Source organism: Croceibacterium xixiisoli (assembly GCF_009827305.1).
In the GTDB taxonomy this organism is placed as follows: Bacteria; Pseudomonadota; Alphaproteobacteria; order Sphingomonadales; family Sphingomonadaceae; genus Croceibacterium_C; species Croceibacterium_C xixiisoli.
On record NZ_WTYJ01000004.1, the window covers coordinates 172,364 to 187,794 of the forward strand.

The window sequence follows — 15,431 nt, forward strand, 5'->3', positions numbered from 1 at the left end:
GAAATGTCTGTATCTGCCCATATATAGCGTGGCGCGCATGGGCAAGCACGCACGCCTGCGGCCATCCCACGCCTTACGTTACACAAGCGAAAGAGCGTGTGAAGGAGTCGAACCGTGCGTGGAAGCCAAGTTCGATCGAGGAAAGCAACCCAGTTGGCGCGACCTCGCGGCCGATCCGGGTTTCGAACCGTTGCGCTGACTGGATCCCCGCCTTCGCGGGGATGACGATGATAGGTAATTGTTTCAATTCGTCATTCCCGCGAAGGCGGGAATCCAGCTGCAACATCACATCCGGGGACGGCAGCCCAAAACATCGCCCACTTTTCCGGATGCTGCCAAAACGCGGTACCGCCACCCCTTCACCCCATCACTTCAACTGCCGCTTCTCCAGCTTGCGGGCCAGGGTCCGGCGATGCATGCCGAGCCGGCGGGCGGCTTCGGAAATGTTGAAATCGCATTCGGCCAGGGTCGAATGGATATATTCCCATTCCACCGTTTTGATCGATGATTTGCGCCCCTCCACCGGCACATCGGGATTGCCGCCGTCGCGGCCGAAGCCTTCCTCTATGTCGTCGGTATTGGCCGGCTTCACCAGATAATGAGATGCGCCCAGCTTGATTGCCTCCACTGCGGTCGCGATCGAGGCGAAGCCGGTCAGCATCACGATCCGCGTCGTCGGATCGGCGCGGTGAAGCATCTGCACGCAGGTGAGCCCCGATGCCGTGCCCAGTTTCAGATCGACCACGGCAAAATCGAACGCTTCACCTGCATCGAGCAGGGCAGTCAGTTCGTCCGGGCTGGCCGCCTGCGCCGCCAGATAGCCGCGCTTCTCAAACGATCGCCGCAGCGTGCGCGCGAAGGAGGGGTCATCCTCCACGATCACCAGGCGCGGGGCCTCGGTCATGCCAGCGCTTCCCGCTGATAGGCCAGCGCCGCCAGCGGCACGCTCACCCGCACGCGCGCGCCACGGGTGCCGCGATTGGTCACTTCGGCCTTGCCGCCCAGCTTGCGGATCACATTGACTACCAGAAACAACCCGAGCCCGCCGCCGGCCTTGCCCTTGGTGGAGGAATAGGGCCGACCGAAGGCGGCGAGCATCTCGGCGGAAAAGCCCGGCCCGTCATCCAGCACGTCGATCAGCAGATCATCGCCCGCGCGCTGCGAATGGATGGTCAGCCCGGATGGCGATACCTCCAGCGCATTGTCGATGATATTGCCGATCACCTGGCGCAGCGCCGGGTCGGACACGATGGCCAGATCTTCCCCGAAATCATCGCGCAGCTCGATCACGCCCTGCGTGCGGTCGCTCCAGTCCGTCACCATGTCTGCCACGAAGCGGCGGACCGTGGTGATGGAGGGGTTTTCCCCGCGCACTTCCCCGGCGGACATCAATATGCCGCCCACGATCTGTTTGCAGCGCTGCAATTCGGCCTGCATGTCGGCAATATCGGCGCCCAGCTCGCCATCGTCGGCAATCGCCGGGTGACGGGCGAGATCGCCCAGGATCACCGACATGGTCGACATCGGCGTGCCCAGCTCATGCGCCGCGCCCGATGCCAGCAGGCCCATGCGCACGATATGATCTTCCTCCGCCGCGCGCTGCCGCACGCCGGCCAGCGCGGCATCGCGATCGCGCAGATTGCGGCTGATCCGGCTGACGAAGGCGACCAGCAGCACCGCGATCAGCACGAAGCAGACCAGGCTGCCCATCAGATAGAGCGCCATGGGATTGGCGGCATAGTCAGGCGGCAGATCCAATGGTGTGGGATCGACCCGCAGCGCGGCGATCGCGATCAGCGTGGCGGCCACGATCATCCAGGCCGATCGCGGGGTCAGCAGAATGGTGCCGATCACCACCTGCAGCAGAAACAGGGAGGCGAAGGGATTGGCCAGCCCGCCGCTGTGATGCAATTGCCAGCACAGCGCCGCCACATCGAACAGCAGCGCAGCGGTCAGTTCGATATTGGTCACCGCCCGCCCGCGATAGAGCAGGAACAGGCTCAGCAGATTGATTACCACCAGCAGGGCAATGGCACCCAGCAAGGGCGCCAGCGGCGGGGCGATATCCATCATGTTGCGGGTGATCTGGATCGTCAGCAACTGCCCGCCGACCGCCAGCCAACGCAGCTGGATCAGCAGCGACATGTTCCGCCGGCCGGCATCTGCCTCGGCCAGCGGAATCGGAAGGGGCGGCAACTGGCTCATTCGCCGGTGGTTGTGCGCCCGCCGGGCTCCGGACGCCAGAGCCGCCAGGCAAAATAGAGCGTCAGCAGCGCCAGTCCGAACCAGGTCAGCGCATAGACCAGATGATTGTCCGAAAACTGCACCACGGTCAGCCCACCGACCGGATAGCCGCCGGGATTGGCTGTGGCATCGGCATCGATGAAATAGGGCGCCACATCGGCAATCCCCTGCGCCCGGGCGATGGCGGCGACATCGCGCGAATACCAGCGGCCGGCCGCCGGATCGTTGGAGCGCAGGAAGCCGCCGCCCGGCTCGCTGATCCGCAGCAATCCGGTGATGGTGACTGGGCCATCCGGATTGCCCTGCGCCCGGCTGGCCGGATCACGCCGTTCCGGCGGAACGAAGCCGCGATTGACCAGCACGGTGAAGCCGGAGGTCTCCAGCGGCGTGACCACCCAGAAACCGCCGCCACGCTCGGTTACGGCCTGCACCAGCACTTCGCGATCATGGCGAAAATGGCCAGTCGCGCGGATCTGGCGATAGGCATCGCGAGCCGGATTGATGCCGGCCCAGCCATCGGGGCCGGGCGCGGCGATCGGGGCGGCGTGGATATTTGCCTCCACCGTGGCGATCAGACCATGTTTCCACGCCCGGCGCTCGACCTGCCAGATGCCCAGCGCCACCAGGCAGGCGGTCATGACCAGCGCCGCCAGGGCAAAACCGGCGCGACGCCGGGTGGTCATGACAGCGAACGGATCATGGCAATTGGCGCACGTCGTGCGGCATCGGCATCATATTGGTGTTGAGATGATGCATGACCCATAGCGACCCGGCCAGCATGATCCCCACCACGATGATGGTGAAGACCAGCGTCGTCATGGACCAGCCGTCTTCCGCCTTGGGCGTCATGTGCAGGAAGTAAACCATGTGCACCACGATCTGGATCACGGCCAAGCCGATGATCAGCGCGGCGGTGATGCCGGCATCCAGCGGGCGGGCCATTACCAGCCAGAAGGGGATGGCCGTGAGAATGACCGACAGCACGAAGCCGATGGCGTAATCGCGCATCGATGCATGCGGCATTTCGATTTCATGATGCGCGCCATGGTCGTGATCATGCGCGTGATGGCTGTCCTGGCTCACCGCAGCGCTCCCATCAGATAGACAAAGGTGAAGACGCCGATCCAGATGACGTCGAGGAAGTGCCAGAACATCGACAGGCACATCACCCGCCGCTTGTTGGCGGGGATCAGCCCGTGGCGGCCCAGCTGCACCAGCAGCGTCACCAGCCAGATGATGCCGAAGGTCACATGCAGCCCGTGGGTGCCGACCAGCGTGAAGAAGGCCGACAGAAACGCGCTGCGCTGCGGCGTGGCTTCCAGATGGATCAGATGGCTGAATTCATACAGCTCGATCCCCAGGAAGGCGGCGCCGAACAGCCCTGTCACGGCCAGCCAGATCTGCACCAGCCGTAGCCGGTTCTGCTGCAGGCCGATCAGTGCGAAGCCATAGGTCAGCGATGACAGCAACAGCATCGCGGTGTTGATCGCGATCAGATTGAGATCGAACAGATCCTTGGGCGATGGGCCGGCGGCATAATTCGCCCCCAGCACCGCATAGCAGGCGAACAGGATCGCGAAGATCAGGCAGTCGCTCATCAGATAGATCCAGAAGCCCAGCATGGTGCTGTGGCCTTCGGGATGGGCGTGCTCTTCCAGTTCGTAGAACCGGACGGGCTCACCCTCTGCGGCGGGGGAGATGTGGGTCGTGCTCATGCGATCAGGCTCCACCCGCCAAGTGTCGGGATTGCAGCAGCGTCAGCTGCTCGGTCCGCGCATCTTCCATGGCGGCCACAGTGGCGGCCGGAATGTGGAAATCGCGCTTGTAGTTGAACGTATGCATGATGGCCCCGCCGATGATCGCCAGGAAGCTGGCGCCCACCAGCCACCAGATATGCCAGACCAGCGCAAAACCCATCACCAGCGCCAGGCCCGAAAGGATGACGCCAGCGCCCGTGCTGCTGGGCATGTGGATGTCGCGGAATCCGGTGACAGGGCGCTGATGGCCGCGTTCCTTCATGTCGTGCCAGGCATCCAGATCGTGGATCACCGGGGTGAAGGCGAAATTGTAATCCGGCGGCGGGGAGGTGGTTGCCCATTCCAGCGTGCGGCCATTCCACGGATCGCCGGTTTCATCGCGCAGCTGATCACGCTTCCAGATGCTGACCGCGAACTGCACCAGCATGGCCAGGATGCCGGCGCCGATGACCACCGCGCCGAAGGCGGCGATCATGAAGAAGATCTGCAGCGATCCATCATCGAACACCCGCATGCGTCGGGTCACGCCCATCAGCCCCAGAATATAGAGCGGCATGAAGGCCAGCCAGAAGCCGACGACCCAGCACCAGAAGCTGATCTTGCCCCAGAATACATCCAGCTTGAAACCGAAGGCCTTGGGCCACCAGAAATTGATCGCCGCGAACAGGCCGAACAGCACGCCGCCGATGATCACATTGTGGAAATGCGCCACCAGGAACAGCGAATTGTGCAGCACGAAATCGGCCGGGGGTACAGCCAGCAGCACGCCCGTCATCCCGCCGACCACGAAGGTCAGCATGAAGGCGATGGTCCACATCATCGGCAGGTCGAAACGGATGCGCCCGCGGTACATGGTGAACAGCCAGTTGAACAGCTTGGCCCCAGTGGGGATCGAGATCACCATGGTGGTAATGCCGAAGAAGCTGTTGACGCTGGCGCCCGATCCCATGGTGAAGAAATGGTGCAGCCACACGACATAGCTCAGGATCGTGATGCAGACCGTGGCATAGACCATGGAGGTATAGCCAAACAGCCGCTTGCCCGAAAAGGTCGAGGTGACTTCGGAGAACACCCCGAACAGCGGCAGGATCAGGATGTAGACCTCCGGATGGCCCCAGATCCAGATCAGGTTGACATACATCATCGGCGATCCGCCGAAGTCATTGGTGAAGAAATTCGTCCCGGCATAACGGTCCAGGCCCAGCAGGGCGAGAACGGCGGTCAGCACCGGGAAGGATGCGACGATCAGGATATTGGCGCACAGGCTGGTCCAGGTGAAGACCGGCATCTTCATCAGGCCCATGCCGGGCGCGCGCAGCTTCAGGATCGTGACGATCAGATTGATGCCGGACAGTGTCGTCCCGACCCCGGCGATCTGCAGTGACCAGATATAGTAATCGACCCCGACATTGGGGCTGTAGGCGATGCCCGACAACGGCGGATAGGCGAGCCAGCCGGTCTGCGCATATTCGCCAATGAACAGCGACACCATGGTCAGCACCGCGCCGGCTGTCGTCATCCAGAAACTGAAATTGTTGAGGAAGGGGAAGCTGACGTCGCGCGCGCCGATCTGCAGCGGCACGATATAGTTCATCAGGCCGGTGATGAAGGGCATCGCCACGAAGAAGATCATGATCACGCCATGGGCGGTGAAGATCTGGTCATAGTGGTGCGCATTCAGATAGCCTTCAGACCCGCCGAACGCCATCGCCTGCTGCAGCCGCATCATGATCGCATCGGCAAACCCACGCAGGAACATCACCAGCCCCAGGATCATGTACATGATCCCGATCCGTTTGTGATCGACGGTGGTGAACCATTCGGACCACAGATAGCCCCACAGGCGGAACCGGGTCAGCAGGCCGATCACCGCCAGCCCGCCCAGCGCCACCGCGATGAAGGTGCCGATCAGGATCGGTTCGTGCAGCGGTATCGCATCGAGAGAGAGGCGCCCGAGAATGGGGCCGGCGACGGGGGCGGGATGCGGCGTCATGACGATCTCGATTGCGTTCAGGAAACGGGGGTGGCGGCAGGACGCGTCGAATAGGACCGGGCCGAATAGGGGCCGGTATCATTCAGCGCGGTGCGCGGCAGCACGGGCGTGCTGCCCGGCAGGGACAGGCCGGCGCCAGTCAGCGGGGCTGGATCGGTTGGCACGCCATCGGGCCGGATGCCGGTATTCATCGGCGTGGCGCAGAAGGCGCCGACCTGGCGCATGCTCCACCGGGCAATCTCCGTGCTGCCGCGGGCGGCGAATTTGTCATAGGTGACCTGCTGGACATTGTGGATCCCGGCGATCCCGCCACCACCGGCGGCATCGACCGACATCATGTCGTGCATGCACATCTTGCCCGGTTCCACGCACAGATTGACCACCGCGTCGAACAGTTCCGGATCGACGGCGGCGAACAGGCGCGCCGGTTCCTTCTCGCTCGGGCGTTCGAGCTGCAGATAGGTCTGGCGGTCCAGCATGCCTTCGGGCGATGCCTTGGCCCGTGCCACCCACTGGTCGAACTCGCCGGCGGGCAGGCTCTTGACCGCAAAGCGCATGTTGGAAAAACCGGCGCCAGAATAGTTTGAAGAAAACCCGGTGAAATTGCCCGGCTGGTTCAGCACGGCGTGCAGCTTGGTTTCCATGCCCGGCATGGCATAGATCTGCCCTGCCATGGCGGGAACATAGAAGCTGTTCATCACCGATGATGCGGAAATGCGGAACCGGATCGGCCGGTCCACCGGCACCGCCAGCTCATTGACCGTGGCAATGCCCTGTTGGGGATAGATGAACAGCCATTTCCAGTCGAGCGCGACGACATTCACCTCCAGCGGAGTGACATCGGCGGCAACCGCCTGGCCCGGCGCCGTACGCGCCAGCGGGCGATAGGGGTCCAGCAGGTGAGTCGCCACCCAGGTCAGCGCGCCCAGACAGATGATGATCAGCAGCGGCGCCGCCCAGATCACCAGTTCCAGCTGGGTCGAATGGTCCCAGTCGGGGCGATAGGTCGCTTCCTTGTTGGCCGCGCGATAGCGCCAGGCAAACAATATGGTCAGCGCCATCACCGGGATGATGATGGTCAGCATCAGCAGGGTCGAAATGACGATCAGATTGCCCTGCTGGCGGGCCACATCCCCGGCCGGATCCAGCACAACCATGCCACAGCCGGAAAGCAGCGGCAGAAGGGTCAGAACCGGCAACAACCGGAATCGGGCGGTCGAACGGAGGAAGGACATGGCCATATCTCGCGCCTAGGCTCGCTTTCAGGGAGCGGACATAGGACATTTTGTCCAATCCCGTGATCGCAATCAATGACGCAGTGGCTGGTTGGAGAATGGGGCAGATGCCTCCATAATGCGATTCGCGTATCGGCAAGCTGGCGCTCACTGCCCGGACTGCGGATGTGCCCGATGCAGGACCGATCAATGTCTTCCGATTCCGTGCCCACCGCCCCGGTTGCCAGCACCCAGATGGAAAAGGATGCGCGCGCGCTGCATGATGATGGCGGCCACCGGATCGACCCGGCGGAAATCGCCATCGGGGTCGTGATCGGTCGCACCTCCGAATTCTTCGACTTCTTCGTCTATGCCATCGCGTCGGTGCTGGTGTTCCCGCAGCTGGTGTTTCCTTACATGGATCCGCTGCAGGGCACCTTGTGGTCTTTCGCCATCTTCGCCCTGGCCTTCGTTGCCCGCCCGGTCGGCACGATGATCTTCACCGCCATCGACCGTGCCTATGGCCGGGGGGCGAAGCTGACGATCGCGCTGTTCCTGCTCGGCGGATCGACCGCCGCCATTGCCTTCCTGCCCGGATATGAGGTGATCGGTGTCGGTTCGGCACTGCTGCTGTGCCTGTTCCGCATGGGGCAGGGCGTGGCGCTGGGCGGTTCGTGGGATGGCCTCGCCTCGCTGCTGGCGCTCAATGCCCCGGAAAACAAGCGCGGCTGGTATGCGATGATCCCGCAGCTCGGCGCGCCGTTGGGCCTGATCGTGGCCAGCCTGCTGTTCCTGTTTCTGGTCACCACCCTGCCGGCGGCCGATTTCATCGACTGGGGCTGGCGCTATCCCTTCTTCGTGGCCTTCGCCATCAACGTGGTGGCGCTGTTTGCGCGGCTGCGGATCGTGGTCACGCCGGAATATACAGAATTGTTCGAAAACCGCGAACTGCAGCCGGCTTCGCTGATCGAAACCGTCCGTGCCGAATGGCGCATCATCGCAATGGGCGCCTTTGCCCCGCTGGCGAGCTTTGCCATGTTCCACATGGTGACGGTGTTTCCGCTATCATACGTCTTCCTCTTCACCGACGACAGCCCGACCGGCTTTCTGGTGATCGAGGCGGTGGCGGCGGCCGTGGGCGTGGTGGCGATCTTCGCCTCGGGCTATCTGGCTGATCGCTATGGCCGGCGTACGGTGCTGGGCGCAACGGCAGTGGCCATCGCCGCCTTCAGCGGCTTCGCCCCGCAATTGCTGGATGCCGGCGAGGTGGGTGAAGCGGTCTTCATGCTGCTCGGTTTCGTGCTGCTGGGCCTGGCCTTCGGCCAGTCTTCCGGCGCGCTGTCTTCGGCCTTCAGCCCGCAGCATCGTTACACTGGATCGGCGCTGACATCGGACCTCGCCTGGCTGTTCGGCGCCGGCTTCGCCCCGCTTGCGGCGCTGCTGCTGTCGACCCATTTCGGTCTGCTGTCGGCCGGTGCCTATCTGCTGTCGGGCGCGATCGTCACCATCGCGGCCCTGTGGTTCAACCGCGAGCTGGGCCGGACAATCGCGGACTGACCGGCCCGGATCCTGCGCGATCAGGTATAGGACAGGCGCGGATCGTCGTAATAGTCATTGATCTGATTGGGGTTCACATCGGGTTCTCCGGTGCTGCCAAGCAGTACCGGCAGGAAGCTGCGCAGCGGCAGGCTACCCACTGCCGGTGCGGTTTCGGTGTAGATGTTCTGCACCAGCAATCCGCCAATCGCCGATTTGTCGGTTGGCAACAGCACCAGCTGCGCTGTCTCGCCATCCCATTCGCGGGTTTCGCGCTCACGCGCGACGGTGGCATTGACGCAGCTGTGGCGCAGCACATTGCCAGCATTGCCGATCTCATGGCTCTGCGCTCCGTCATAGATGCTGGTCGTGTGGACCACATGCTGCGGCCCATCGGCATGCATGGTGATCTTCGTGCCATCGTCCATCATCAGCGTGCGGCTGGTCACTTCCCAGTCCTTGATATGCTTGCCGTTCAGGTTTTCATGCGGATCGCCCCAGACCTCCCAGGTGAAGTGCGCCTTGTCGCCCACCAGCCGGGTCAGGGTGATGGTGTGCTTGTCCAGCTTCATCACCCACATCCCGCTGCGCGACCGGTATTCGAACTGTCCCCCGCTCGTCCGCTGCAGCCCGCCCCGGGCGATCCCGTCCGCTTCGCATGTCGCATCGGTTTCCGCCGGCAGAACGGGCAGGGTGGCGGTATGGGGGATGATGCTGCCGGCAAACTGCCGCCCCAGCGCGGCGCTGGCCACGATCTTTTCCTGTGGTGCCCGGGTGGCACTGCCGGCCTGGGTGTAGAGATTGCCCAGATAGAGCCAGGAATAATCGGGATGGGAAAATGTCCCGGCCAGATGCCCGGTTTCCCCGTCATGTTCGCCCTGGTCGCGGCTTTCGGCCACTGTGGTGTTCACTTGGCTGTGCATGATCGTCATGGTCAGCACGTCGATCTCGTGGCTGTTGTCGCCATCATAGATGCTGACGCGCAGCAGATTGCCGCCCTGTCCCCACATGGTCAGCTTGGCGCCGCCCGGCAGGATCATGCTGCGCCGGTCGCCGGCCCAGCTGCGCAGCTCCTGCCTGCCCAGCAATTCCCGCGTCCCGCGCGACACATATTGGAAGCCCGCGCCATGCGTCGCCGCCGCCGAAGGTTTCACGGTCAGCGCACCCCCGGCAATTTCCACCCGCCAGCCGCTCAGCGTGGTGAAGCTGGCCGGCTGCCCCTGCGCTGACTGCACCAGCCGCCCGGCCGGGGTGATGGTAATGGTGGTCGGCGTGGGTGTAGGTATCGGCGCAACCTTGGGTTTGTCATCCCCGCATCCGCCCAACAGGGCGATCGCCCCGACGATGGCCGCCATGGCCGTCCATCCCCGCATCCGTGCCGCACGTGCAAGCTGCATTCCGTTATCCATAACCGCCCCTGTGATCCGATTGTCTACGGATACTATCGGCAGGCGCGCGCCATTCGGATCAGCGATTAAAAACGGCAGTGCTCATTCAGAGCGATTTCTAAGCAGGTGGAATCACCTGCTGCTCGGAAATCGCGGCAAACAAAAGGAAATAGAGCGGCGATCCGATGCAATCGGATCGCCGCTCTAATCGCCGTTGGTATCGACCATGTAGACCTCGGGCTTGCCGCGCGACGAGGGGTCCCATCCGGCCGCCAACGCGGCCCGCACGCCCCGGGCTGCAATCGTGTCGTTGATATGCAATCGCCCTCTGGGCATGCCTTTCAACAACCGCTTCGGTGCCGGAAATTCCAGCACGGCCCCCCGCGGCATGTCGTGCTGACGCAGGGAAACCGTCATGCCCTTCCAGCCATCGGAAGACGACAATTGCGGATCGCTGAGCAGTTCCCAGTCATATTTGGACCCATCGATTTCGACGGTGCCACCACGGCCATGTTTATGAAGCATGCCATGTCCTTAGCATGGCAGCCGCCGCACTCCACCCTTCACGCGTGCTCCGGCAGAAGGGGGAATGGCCTTGCCTCAGGCCCCCAGCCATTCGCAGATGATTTCGCCCCGGTGCCCTTCGGGCGCCAACGCCGCCCGCGCGGCTTCCAGCAGGGGCGGCAGATCCTGAGTGAAGGCATAGGGCGGATTGACGATAAACAGGCCTGCACCATTGTAGATGCCGGGCTGTTCGCTGTCGTAAAGCCAGTGCTCGATCACCAGGAATTTCGGAATGCCCAGCTTGCGCAGCTGCTCCTTCCATCGCGCATGCGTGATGCGCTCCTTCAGCGGATACCAGATCACCGTCACCCCATGAGCCCATTTGCGGTTCGCGGCGGCGAGGGTGCGGGCGATGCGCGCGCGCTCGTCCGTCTGTTCATAGGGCGGGTCGACCACGACCACGCCGCGCGCAGTGCGTGGTGGCACCATCGCCAGCCAGAGCTCATAAGCGTCGCGTTCATGCACGGCCGCGCCGCTGCCGCGCATCACGCCCCGCAGCGTGTCGGCGTCTTCGGGATGCTTTTCGTTCAGGATCAGCAAATCCTGCGGGCGCAGCAACTGCGTCAGAAATTGCGGCGATCCGGGGTAGAGCCGTGCTTCATCACCCGCATTCACCGCCCGCACGGCGGCGCGATAATCGTCCAGCAGGGGGTTCGTGCCGGCAAAGGCCCGCAGCACGCCCTGTGTGGCCTCGCCCGTGCGCTGGGCGTCGCTGCCGCCAAGATCATACAGCCCGCAGCCGGCATGGGTGTCGATCAGCGTCAGCGCGCCCGGTTTTTGCTGCAAGGCCCGTATGAGGGCGATCAGGAGGCTGTGCTTGACGACATCGGCGCTGTTACCGGCGTGGAAGGAATGGCGATAATTCATTGTAACTCGAAGATCCTGACGGCTGGCCTTTAGACGAGCTGCCGGACCTTCTGCAAAGCGAAGTTGGGTGCTGCCGGGGCATCAGCTGGACTGGGGTTCGCCTTCGGAAGTGGCTGGCGCGGAAAAATTGATCGAACTCACCCGGTTCCGCCCGGCATGCTTGCTGCGATACAGCTCGTCATCGGCATGCTTGATCCACAGATCGGGCGACAAATCGCGGGTGCAGCGGGCGGTGGCGATGCCCATGCTGATCGTCACGCTGGAACTGACGTTGGATCCTTCATGCGGAATGTCGAGCGCGCTGATCTGCTGGCGGATCTCGCTCGCCACCTCCAGCGCGGCATCGGCATCGGCGCCCGGCAGGATGCAGGCGAATTCCTCCCCGCCATAGCGGGCCGGAACATCGGATGCGCGCCGCAATGCGCGGGACAGGGCCGATGCCACCATCACCAGGCAACGGTCACCTTCCAGATGGCCATAGGTGTCGTTGAACTGCTTGAAGAAATCGATGTCCAGCAGGATCACCGACAGCCAGTCGCCGGTGCGGGCTAGGCGCGATGTTTCAGTGTTGAGCGCCTGTTCCATTCGCCGGCGGTTGCTCAGCCCGGTCAGGGCATCGGTCACTGCCATTTCAGCCAGCCGGTCGCGCAGTCGCTTCAGCTCGATATGGTTGTTCACGCGGGCCCGAAGGATCACCGGCTGTATAGGCTTGGTCACATAATCGATCGCGCCCAGTTCCAGCCCGCGCACCTCATCCGCCGTGTCACCCAGCCCAGTGGTGAAGATCACCGGGACATCGGCCAGCAGCGGTTCCTTCTTCAGCTGTTCGCAGACCTCGAACCCGCTCATGTTCGGCATCAGCACGTCGAGCAGGATCAGATCGGGATAGATCGTGCGGGCAACATCCAGCGCCTGTTGTCCCGAGGTTGCAAAACTGATCTCGAAATCATCTTCGAGAATGGCGTTGATGATCTCGATATTGGATATTTCATCATCGACGATCAGGACGGTTGATCTACCGGTCATGCGTCACTCCTGGCGCGGTCGATGCCTTCCGGCGAAGGCGTAGAGATTTCATCGAGCAGCTCAAGCGCCTTTTCATAATCAAGCTGATCGAGTGCCTGACGCACAGGATGGCTGTCCTGCTTTTCCGGGGGCAGGCCCAGCGCTGTGGCCAGCGTGGCAAAGCCTGACCGGGCCTTCAGGCTGCGCCGGCGCAGCAGGTCGCGCAGGGCTTCGGCAGCAGCGGCGATTTCGGCATCGCTGGCCACCGTGATCCCCGTATCTTCCCTGGCTTGGGCAGTGGCGGCCGTCAGGCTGCGCGCGGCGGTAATGGCTGGGGCCAGCTCCGCATCCAGCGCGGCAATCCGGGTGGATACATCGCTCAGCGCGCCGCTGGCGATCTGTCGTTCGATATCCGCCGCGATGGCCTGCACGCCGGGCAGTTCCAGCGACCCGGCAACGCCCTTCAGCGTATGGGCAAAGCGGCGCGCTTCTTCCACCTGACCATTGGCCAGCAGGGCATTCAGATCGCGCCCGGCATCGCCATAGCTTTGCCCGAAACTGACGATCAGCTTGCGCAGCAGCGCCGCCTTGCCATTCACACGGGCCAGCGCGGCCGAAAGGCCGAAGGGCGGCAATTCATCGGGCAGATCGCGTGCCACCGGTGGGGCCGCCTCAACCTTGGCCGGCGCGTCGGCCGTTGCGGCGGCCACCGGTTTCAACCAGCGGTCGAGCGTGCGCACCAGCGCTGCCGGGTCGACCGGTTTTGACACATGATCGTTCATGCCCGCCGCAAAGCAGCGTTGCCGCTCTTCTTCATAGGCGTGGGCGGTCATGGCGATGATAGGCAGCTTTTCGGCCGACCATTCGCGTCGGATAACGCCGGTGGCGGTAATGCCGTCCATTTCGGGCATCTGCACATCCATCAGAATGGCGGCATATTCCGTGCCATGGGCGGCCACCCGGTCACAGGCGATACGGCCGTTTTCGGCGATATCGGTCAGCAATCCGGCATCGGACAGCAGCTCGGTGGCGATTTCCCGGTTGATGTCATTGTCTTCGACCAGCAGCACCTTCTGCCCGCGCAGATGCTCGGCCACCATCGGCGGATGGTTCGCATCGGCGATGATCTGCGGCGCGGAAGGTTCCACCTTTGAGAACAGATCGGAAATCGTGTCGAGCAGGGCGCGGGGCTCGATCGGCTTGCTCAGGAAGGCGGCGACATCGGATTTGCCGACACTGGCCATGAATTCATCAGCGCCATAGGCGGTGATCATGATGGTGACGGGCAGATCGGTAATGCGCTGGCTGTTGCGCATGGCCTTGAGCGTATCCATCCCGTCCAAGCCGGGCATCTTCCAGTCCAGCAGCAACAGATCATAGGGCTTGCCGAACCGGGCGGCCGTTTCCAGCGCGCCCACGGCTTCCTGCCCGGACGCGACCAGATCGACCGGGATCTCCCATCCGGCGAACATTTCCTCGATGATCTGCCGGGCGGCGGGGTTGTCGTCGGCCGCCAGAATGCGCAGCCCCTGCACCACCGGGGCCGGTGCCAGATCCAGCAGGGCGGATTGCCGGTCGATCGGCAGGGTCAGCTTGAACAGGAAGGTGCTGCCGACGCCGATCTCGCTTTCGACCCGGATGGTTCCGCCCATCTGTTCGACGATCTGGCGGCTGATGGCCAGGCCCAGTCCGGTGCCGCCGAACTTGCGGGTGGTGGAACTGTCCGCCTGGGAGAAGGAGCTGAACAGCGAAGCTTGCTGTTCGGCGGACATGCCGATGCCGCTGTCGCGAACCGATACCTCAATGGTCGCCTCGTCATCGGTGCACGTCAGCATCCGTGCGCTGACCGTGACAGAGCCCTGATCGGTGAATTTGACCGCATTGCTCAGCAGGTTCAGCACGACCTGGTTGAACCGCAGCTCGTCCCCCAGCAGGCGCGGGGGCAGCGTGTCGGCGAAGCGGCCTTCGATAATCACGCCCTTGGCCGCAGCGGCGGTTTCGACCAGATGAATCTGATTGCCGATCGAATGGCGCAGATCGAAGGAATGAATTTCCAGTTCCAGCTTGCCGGCTTCGTTTTTCGAAAAGTCGAGAATATCGTTGATCAGGCGCAGCAGGGCGACCGCCGCACCATTGATCTTGGTGATATAGTCTCGCTGCTTGCCGTCCAGCTCCACTCGCTGAAACAGGTGGCAGAAACCCAGGATCGCGTTCATCGGCGTGCGGATCTCGTGGCTCATATTGGCCAGGAACATGCTTTTGGCGCGGCTGGCGTCTTCGGCCTCGCGCGTGCGTTCTTCCAGGATCGCGTTCTGTTCGCGGATTTCCGCGCTCATCCGGCTGATCCGCGCGAAGCTGGCGACCACCATGTCGCTGACCCAGACCAGCACCGCCGTCTGGAACGCGACGATTGCCGCGTGCAGCACCACACGGGCCAGATTTCCTTCTCCGGGGAAAACGGCGAAGGGCAGCAGGAACAGCAGCAGCAGATGGTGCAACGCGGTCGCCGTCGCGGCGACCAACACGGCGCGCTTGTCGAACCAGCCGATGGTCAGCGCCAGCATGGCGAAGAAATACATGTGCATGTCCATCTGCCAGGCATGTCCCTGGAACAGATAGAGCAGGATGGCCGGTTCCATGACCAGCGCCACCGCCGACAGATAGCGGGTGGGTGCGCTCGGGCCATATTGGCGCCACGACAGGTGATAGGCTCCGGCCAGAACAGCCCCGGCAATCGCAGCGCCGGGGGCTGATCGGCCCATTGCCCAGGCAATCGCCGCCAGCAGGGGCACATGGGCCCAAAGCAGTGGCAGCAGGAAGCCGCCAAAATGCGTGCGCAGCTTGTCGAGTTCTATACTCACGA

The 15,431-nt window shown here is 63.2% G+C and carries 13 protein-coding genes; 1 reads left to right on the forward strand and 12 read right to left on the reverse strand.

What is annotated here, in order from left to right; translation table 11 throughout:
* Positions 1-367 precede the first annotated feature (367 nt).
* Genes GRI97_RS16765 through cyoA form a run of 7 tightly spaced genes read right to left on the reverse strand, consistent with a single transcriptional unit; the run spans position 368 to position 7,151 of the window.
* Positions 368-904, reverse strand: a complete 537-nt coding sequence (locus tag GRI97_RS16765; protein WP_161392371.1) for a response regulator transcription factor — start codon at positions 902-904, stop codon at positions 368-370.
* Positions 901-2,145, reverse strand: a complete 1,245-nt coding sequence (locus GRI97_RS16770) for an ATP-binding protein (protein ID WP_235917917.1) — start codon at positions 2,143-2,145, stop codon at positions 901-903. Before GRI97_RS16770 ends, GRI97_RS16765 begins: the two co-directional genes overlap by 4 nt.
* Positions 2,146-2,201: 56 nt before the next feature.
* Entirely contained in the window at positions 2,202-2,927 is a 726-nt protein-coding gene (locus GRI97_RS16775; protein WP_161392373.1) for an SURF1 family protein, read from the reverse strand.
* A 13-nt stretch (positions 2,928-2,940) separates the two neighbouring features.
* Entirely contained in the window at positions 2,941-3,327 is a 387-nt protein-coding gene (cyoD, locus tag GRI97_RS16780) for a cytochrome o ubiquinol oxidase subunit IV (RefSeq protein WP_161392374.1), read from the reverse strand.
* Positions 3,324-3,959, reverse strand: coding sequence for a cytochrome o ubiquinol oxidase subunit III (cyoC, locus tag GRI97_RS16785; RefSeq protein ID WP_161392375.1), 636 nt, complete (start codon positions 3,957-3,959; stop codon positions 3,324-3,326). Before cyoC ends, cyoD begins: the two co-directional genes overlap by 4 nt.
* A 4-nt stretch (positions 3,960-3,963) precedes the next feature.
* The gene (cyoB, locus tag GRI97_RS16790) at positions 3,964-5,994 is read right to left on the reverse strand and encodes a cytochrome o ubiquinol oxidase subunit I (protein WP_161392376.1); all 2,031 of its coding nucleotides are present in this window, start codon (positions 5,992-5,994) and stop codon (positions 3,964-3,966) included.
* A 17-nt stretch (positions 5,995-6,011) separates the two neighbouring features.
* Entirely contained in the window at positions 6,012-7,151 is a 1,140-nt protein-coding gene (gene cyoA, locus GRI97_RS16795; RefSeq protein ID WP_235917918.1) for a ubiquinol oxidase subunit II, read from the reverse strand.
* Positions 7,152-7,418: 267 nt separating this feature from the next.
* On the opposite strand from cyoA, the gene GRI97_RS16800 reads away from it, so the two are divergent.
* Positions 7,419-8,765, forward strand: a complete 1,347-nt coding sequence (locus GRI97_RS16800) for an MFS transporter (protein WP_202392824.1) — start codon at positions 7,419-7,421, stop codon at positions 8,763-8,765.
* 20 nt (positions 8,766-8,785) lie between these two features.
* Here GRI97_RS16800 and GRI97_RS16805 read toward each other — a convergent pair whose 3' ends face one another.
* The 5 genes from GRI97_RS16805 to GRI97_RS16825 all read right to left on the reverse strand — a co-directional run bounded on the left by GRI97_RS16805 (position 8,786) and on the right by GRI97_RS16825 (position 15,429).
* Positions 8,786-10,099, reverse strand: coding sequence for a hypothetical protein (locus GRI97_RS16805; RefSeq protein ID WP_161392378.1), 1,314 nt, complete (start codon positions 10,097-10,099; stop codon positions 8,786-8,788).
* A 237-nt stretch (positions 10,100-10,336) separates the two neighbouring features.
* Positions 10,337-10,657: a hypothetical protein gene (locus GRI97_RS16810; RefSeq protein WP_161392379.1), complete on the reverse strand. Its 321-nt coding sequence runs from the start codon at positions 10,655-10,657 to the stop codon at positions 10,337-10,339.
* A 75-nt stretch (positions 10,658-10,732) separates the two neighbouring features.
* Positions 10,733-11,563: a 23S rRNA (adenine(2030)-N(6))-methyltransferase RlmJ gene (locus tag GRI97_RS16815; RefSeq protein WP_161392380.1), complete on the reverse strand. Its 831-nt coding sequence runs from the start codon at positions 11,561-11,563 to the stop codon at positions 10,733-10,735.
* Positions 11,564-11,644: 81 nt separating this feature from the next.
* Positions 11,645-12,589: a diguanylate cyclase gene (locus GRI97_RS16820; RefSeq protein WP_161392381.1), complete on the reverse strand. Its 945-nt coding sequence runs from the start codon at positions 12,587-12,589 to the stop codon at positions 11,645-11,647.
* Positions 12,586-15,429, reverse strand: a complete 2,844-nt coding sequence (locus tag GRI97_RS16825; protein ID WP_161392382.1) for a response regulator — start codon at positions 15,427-15,429, stop codon at positions 12,586-12,588. Before GRI97_RS16825 ends, GRI97_RS16820 begins: the two co-directional genes overlap by 4 nt.
* Between the last annotated feature and the right edge of the window lie 2 nt (positions 15,430-15,431).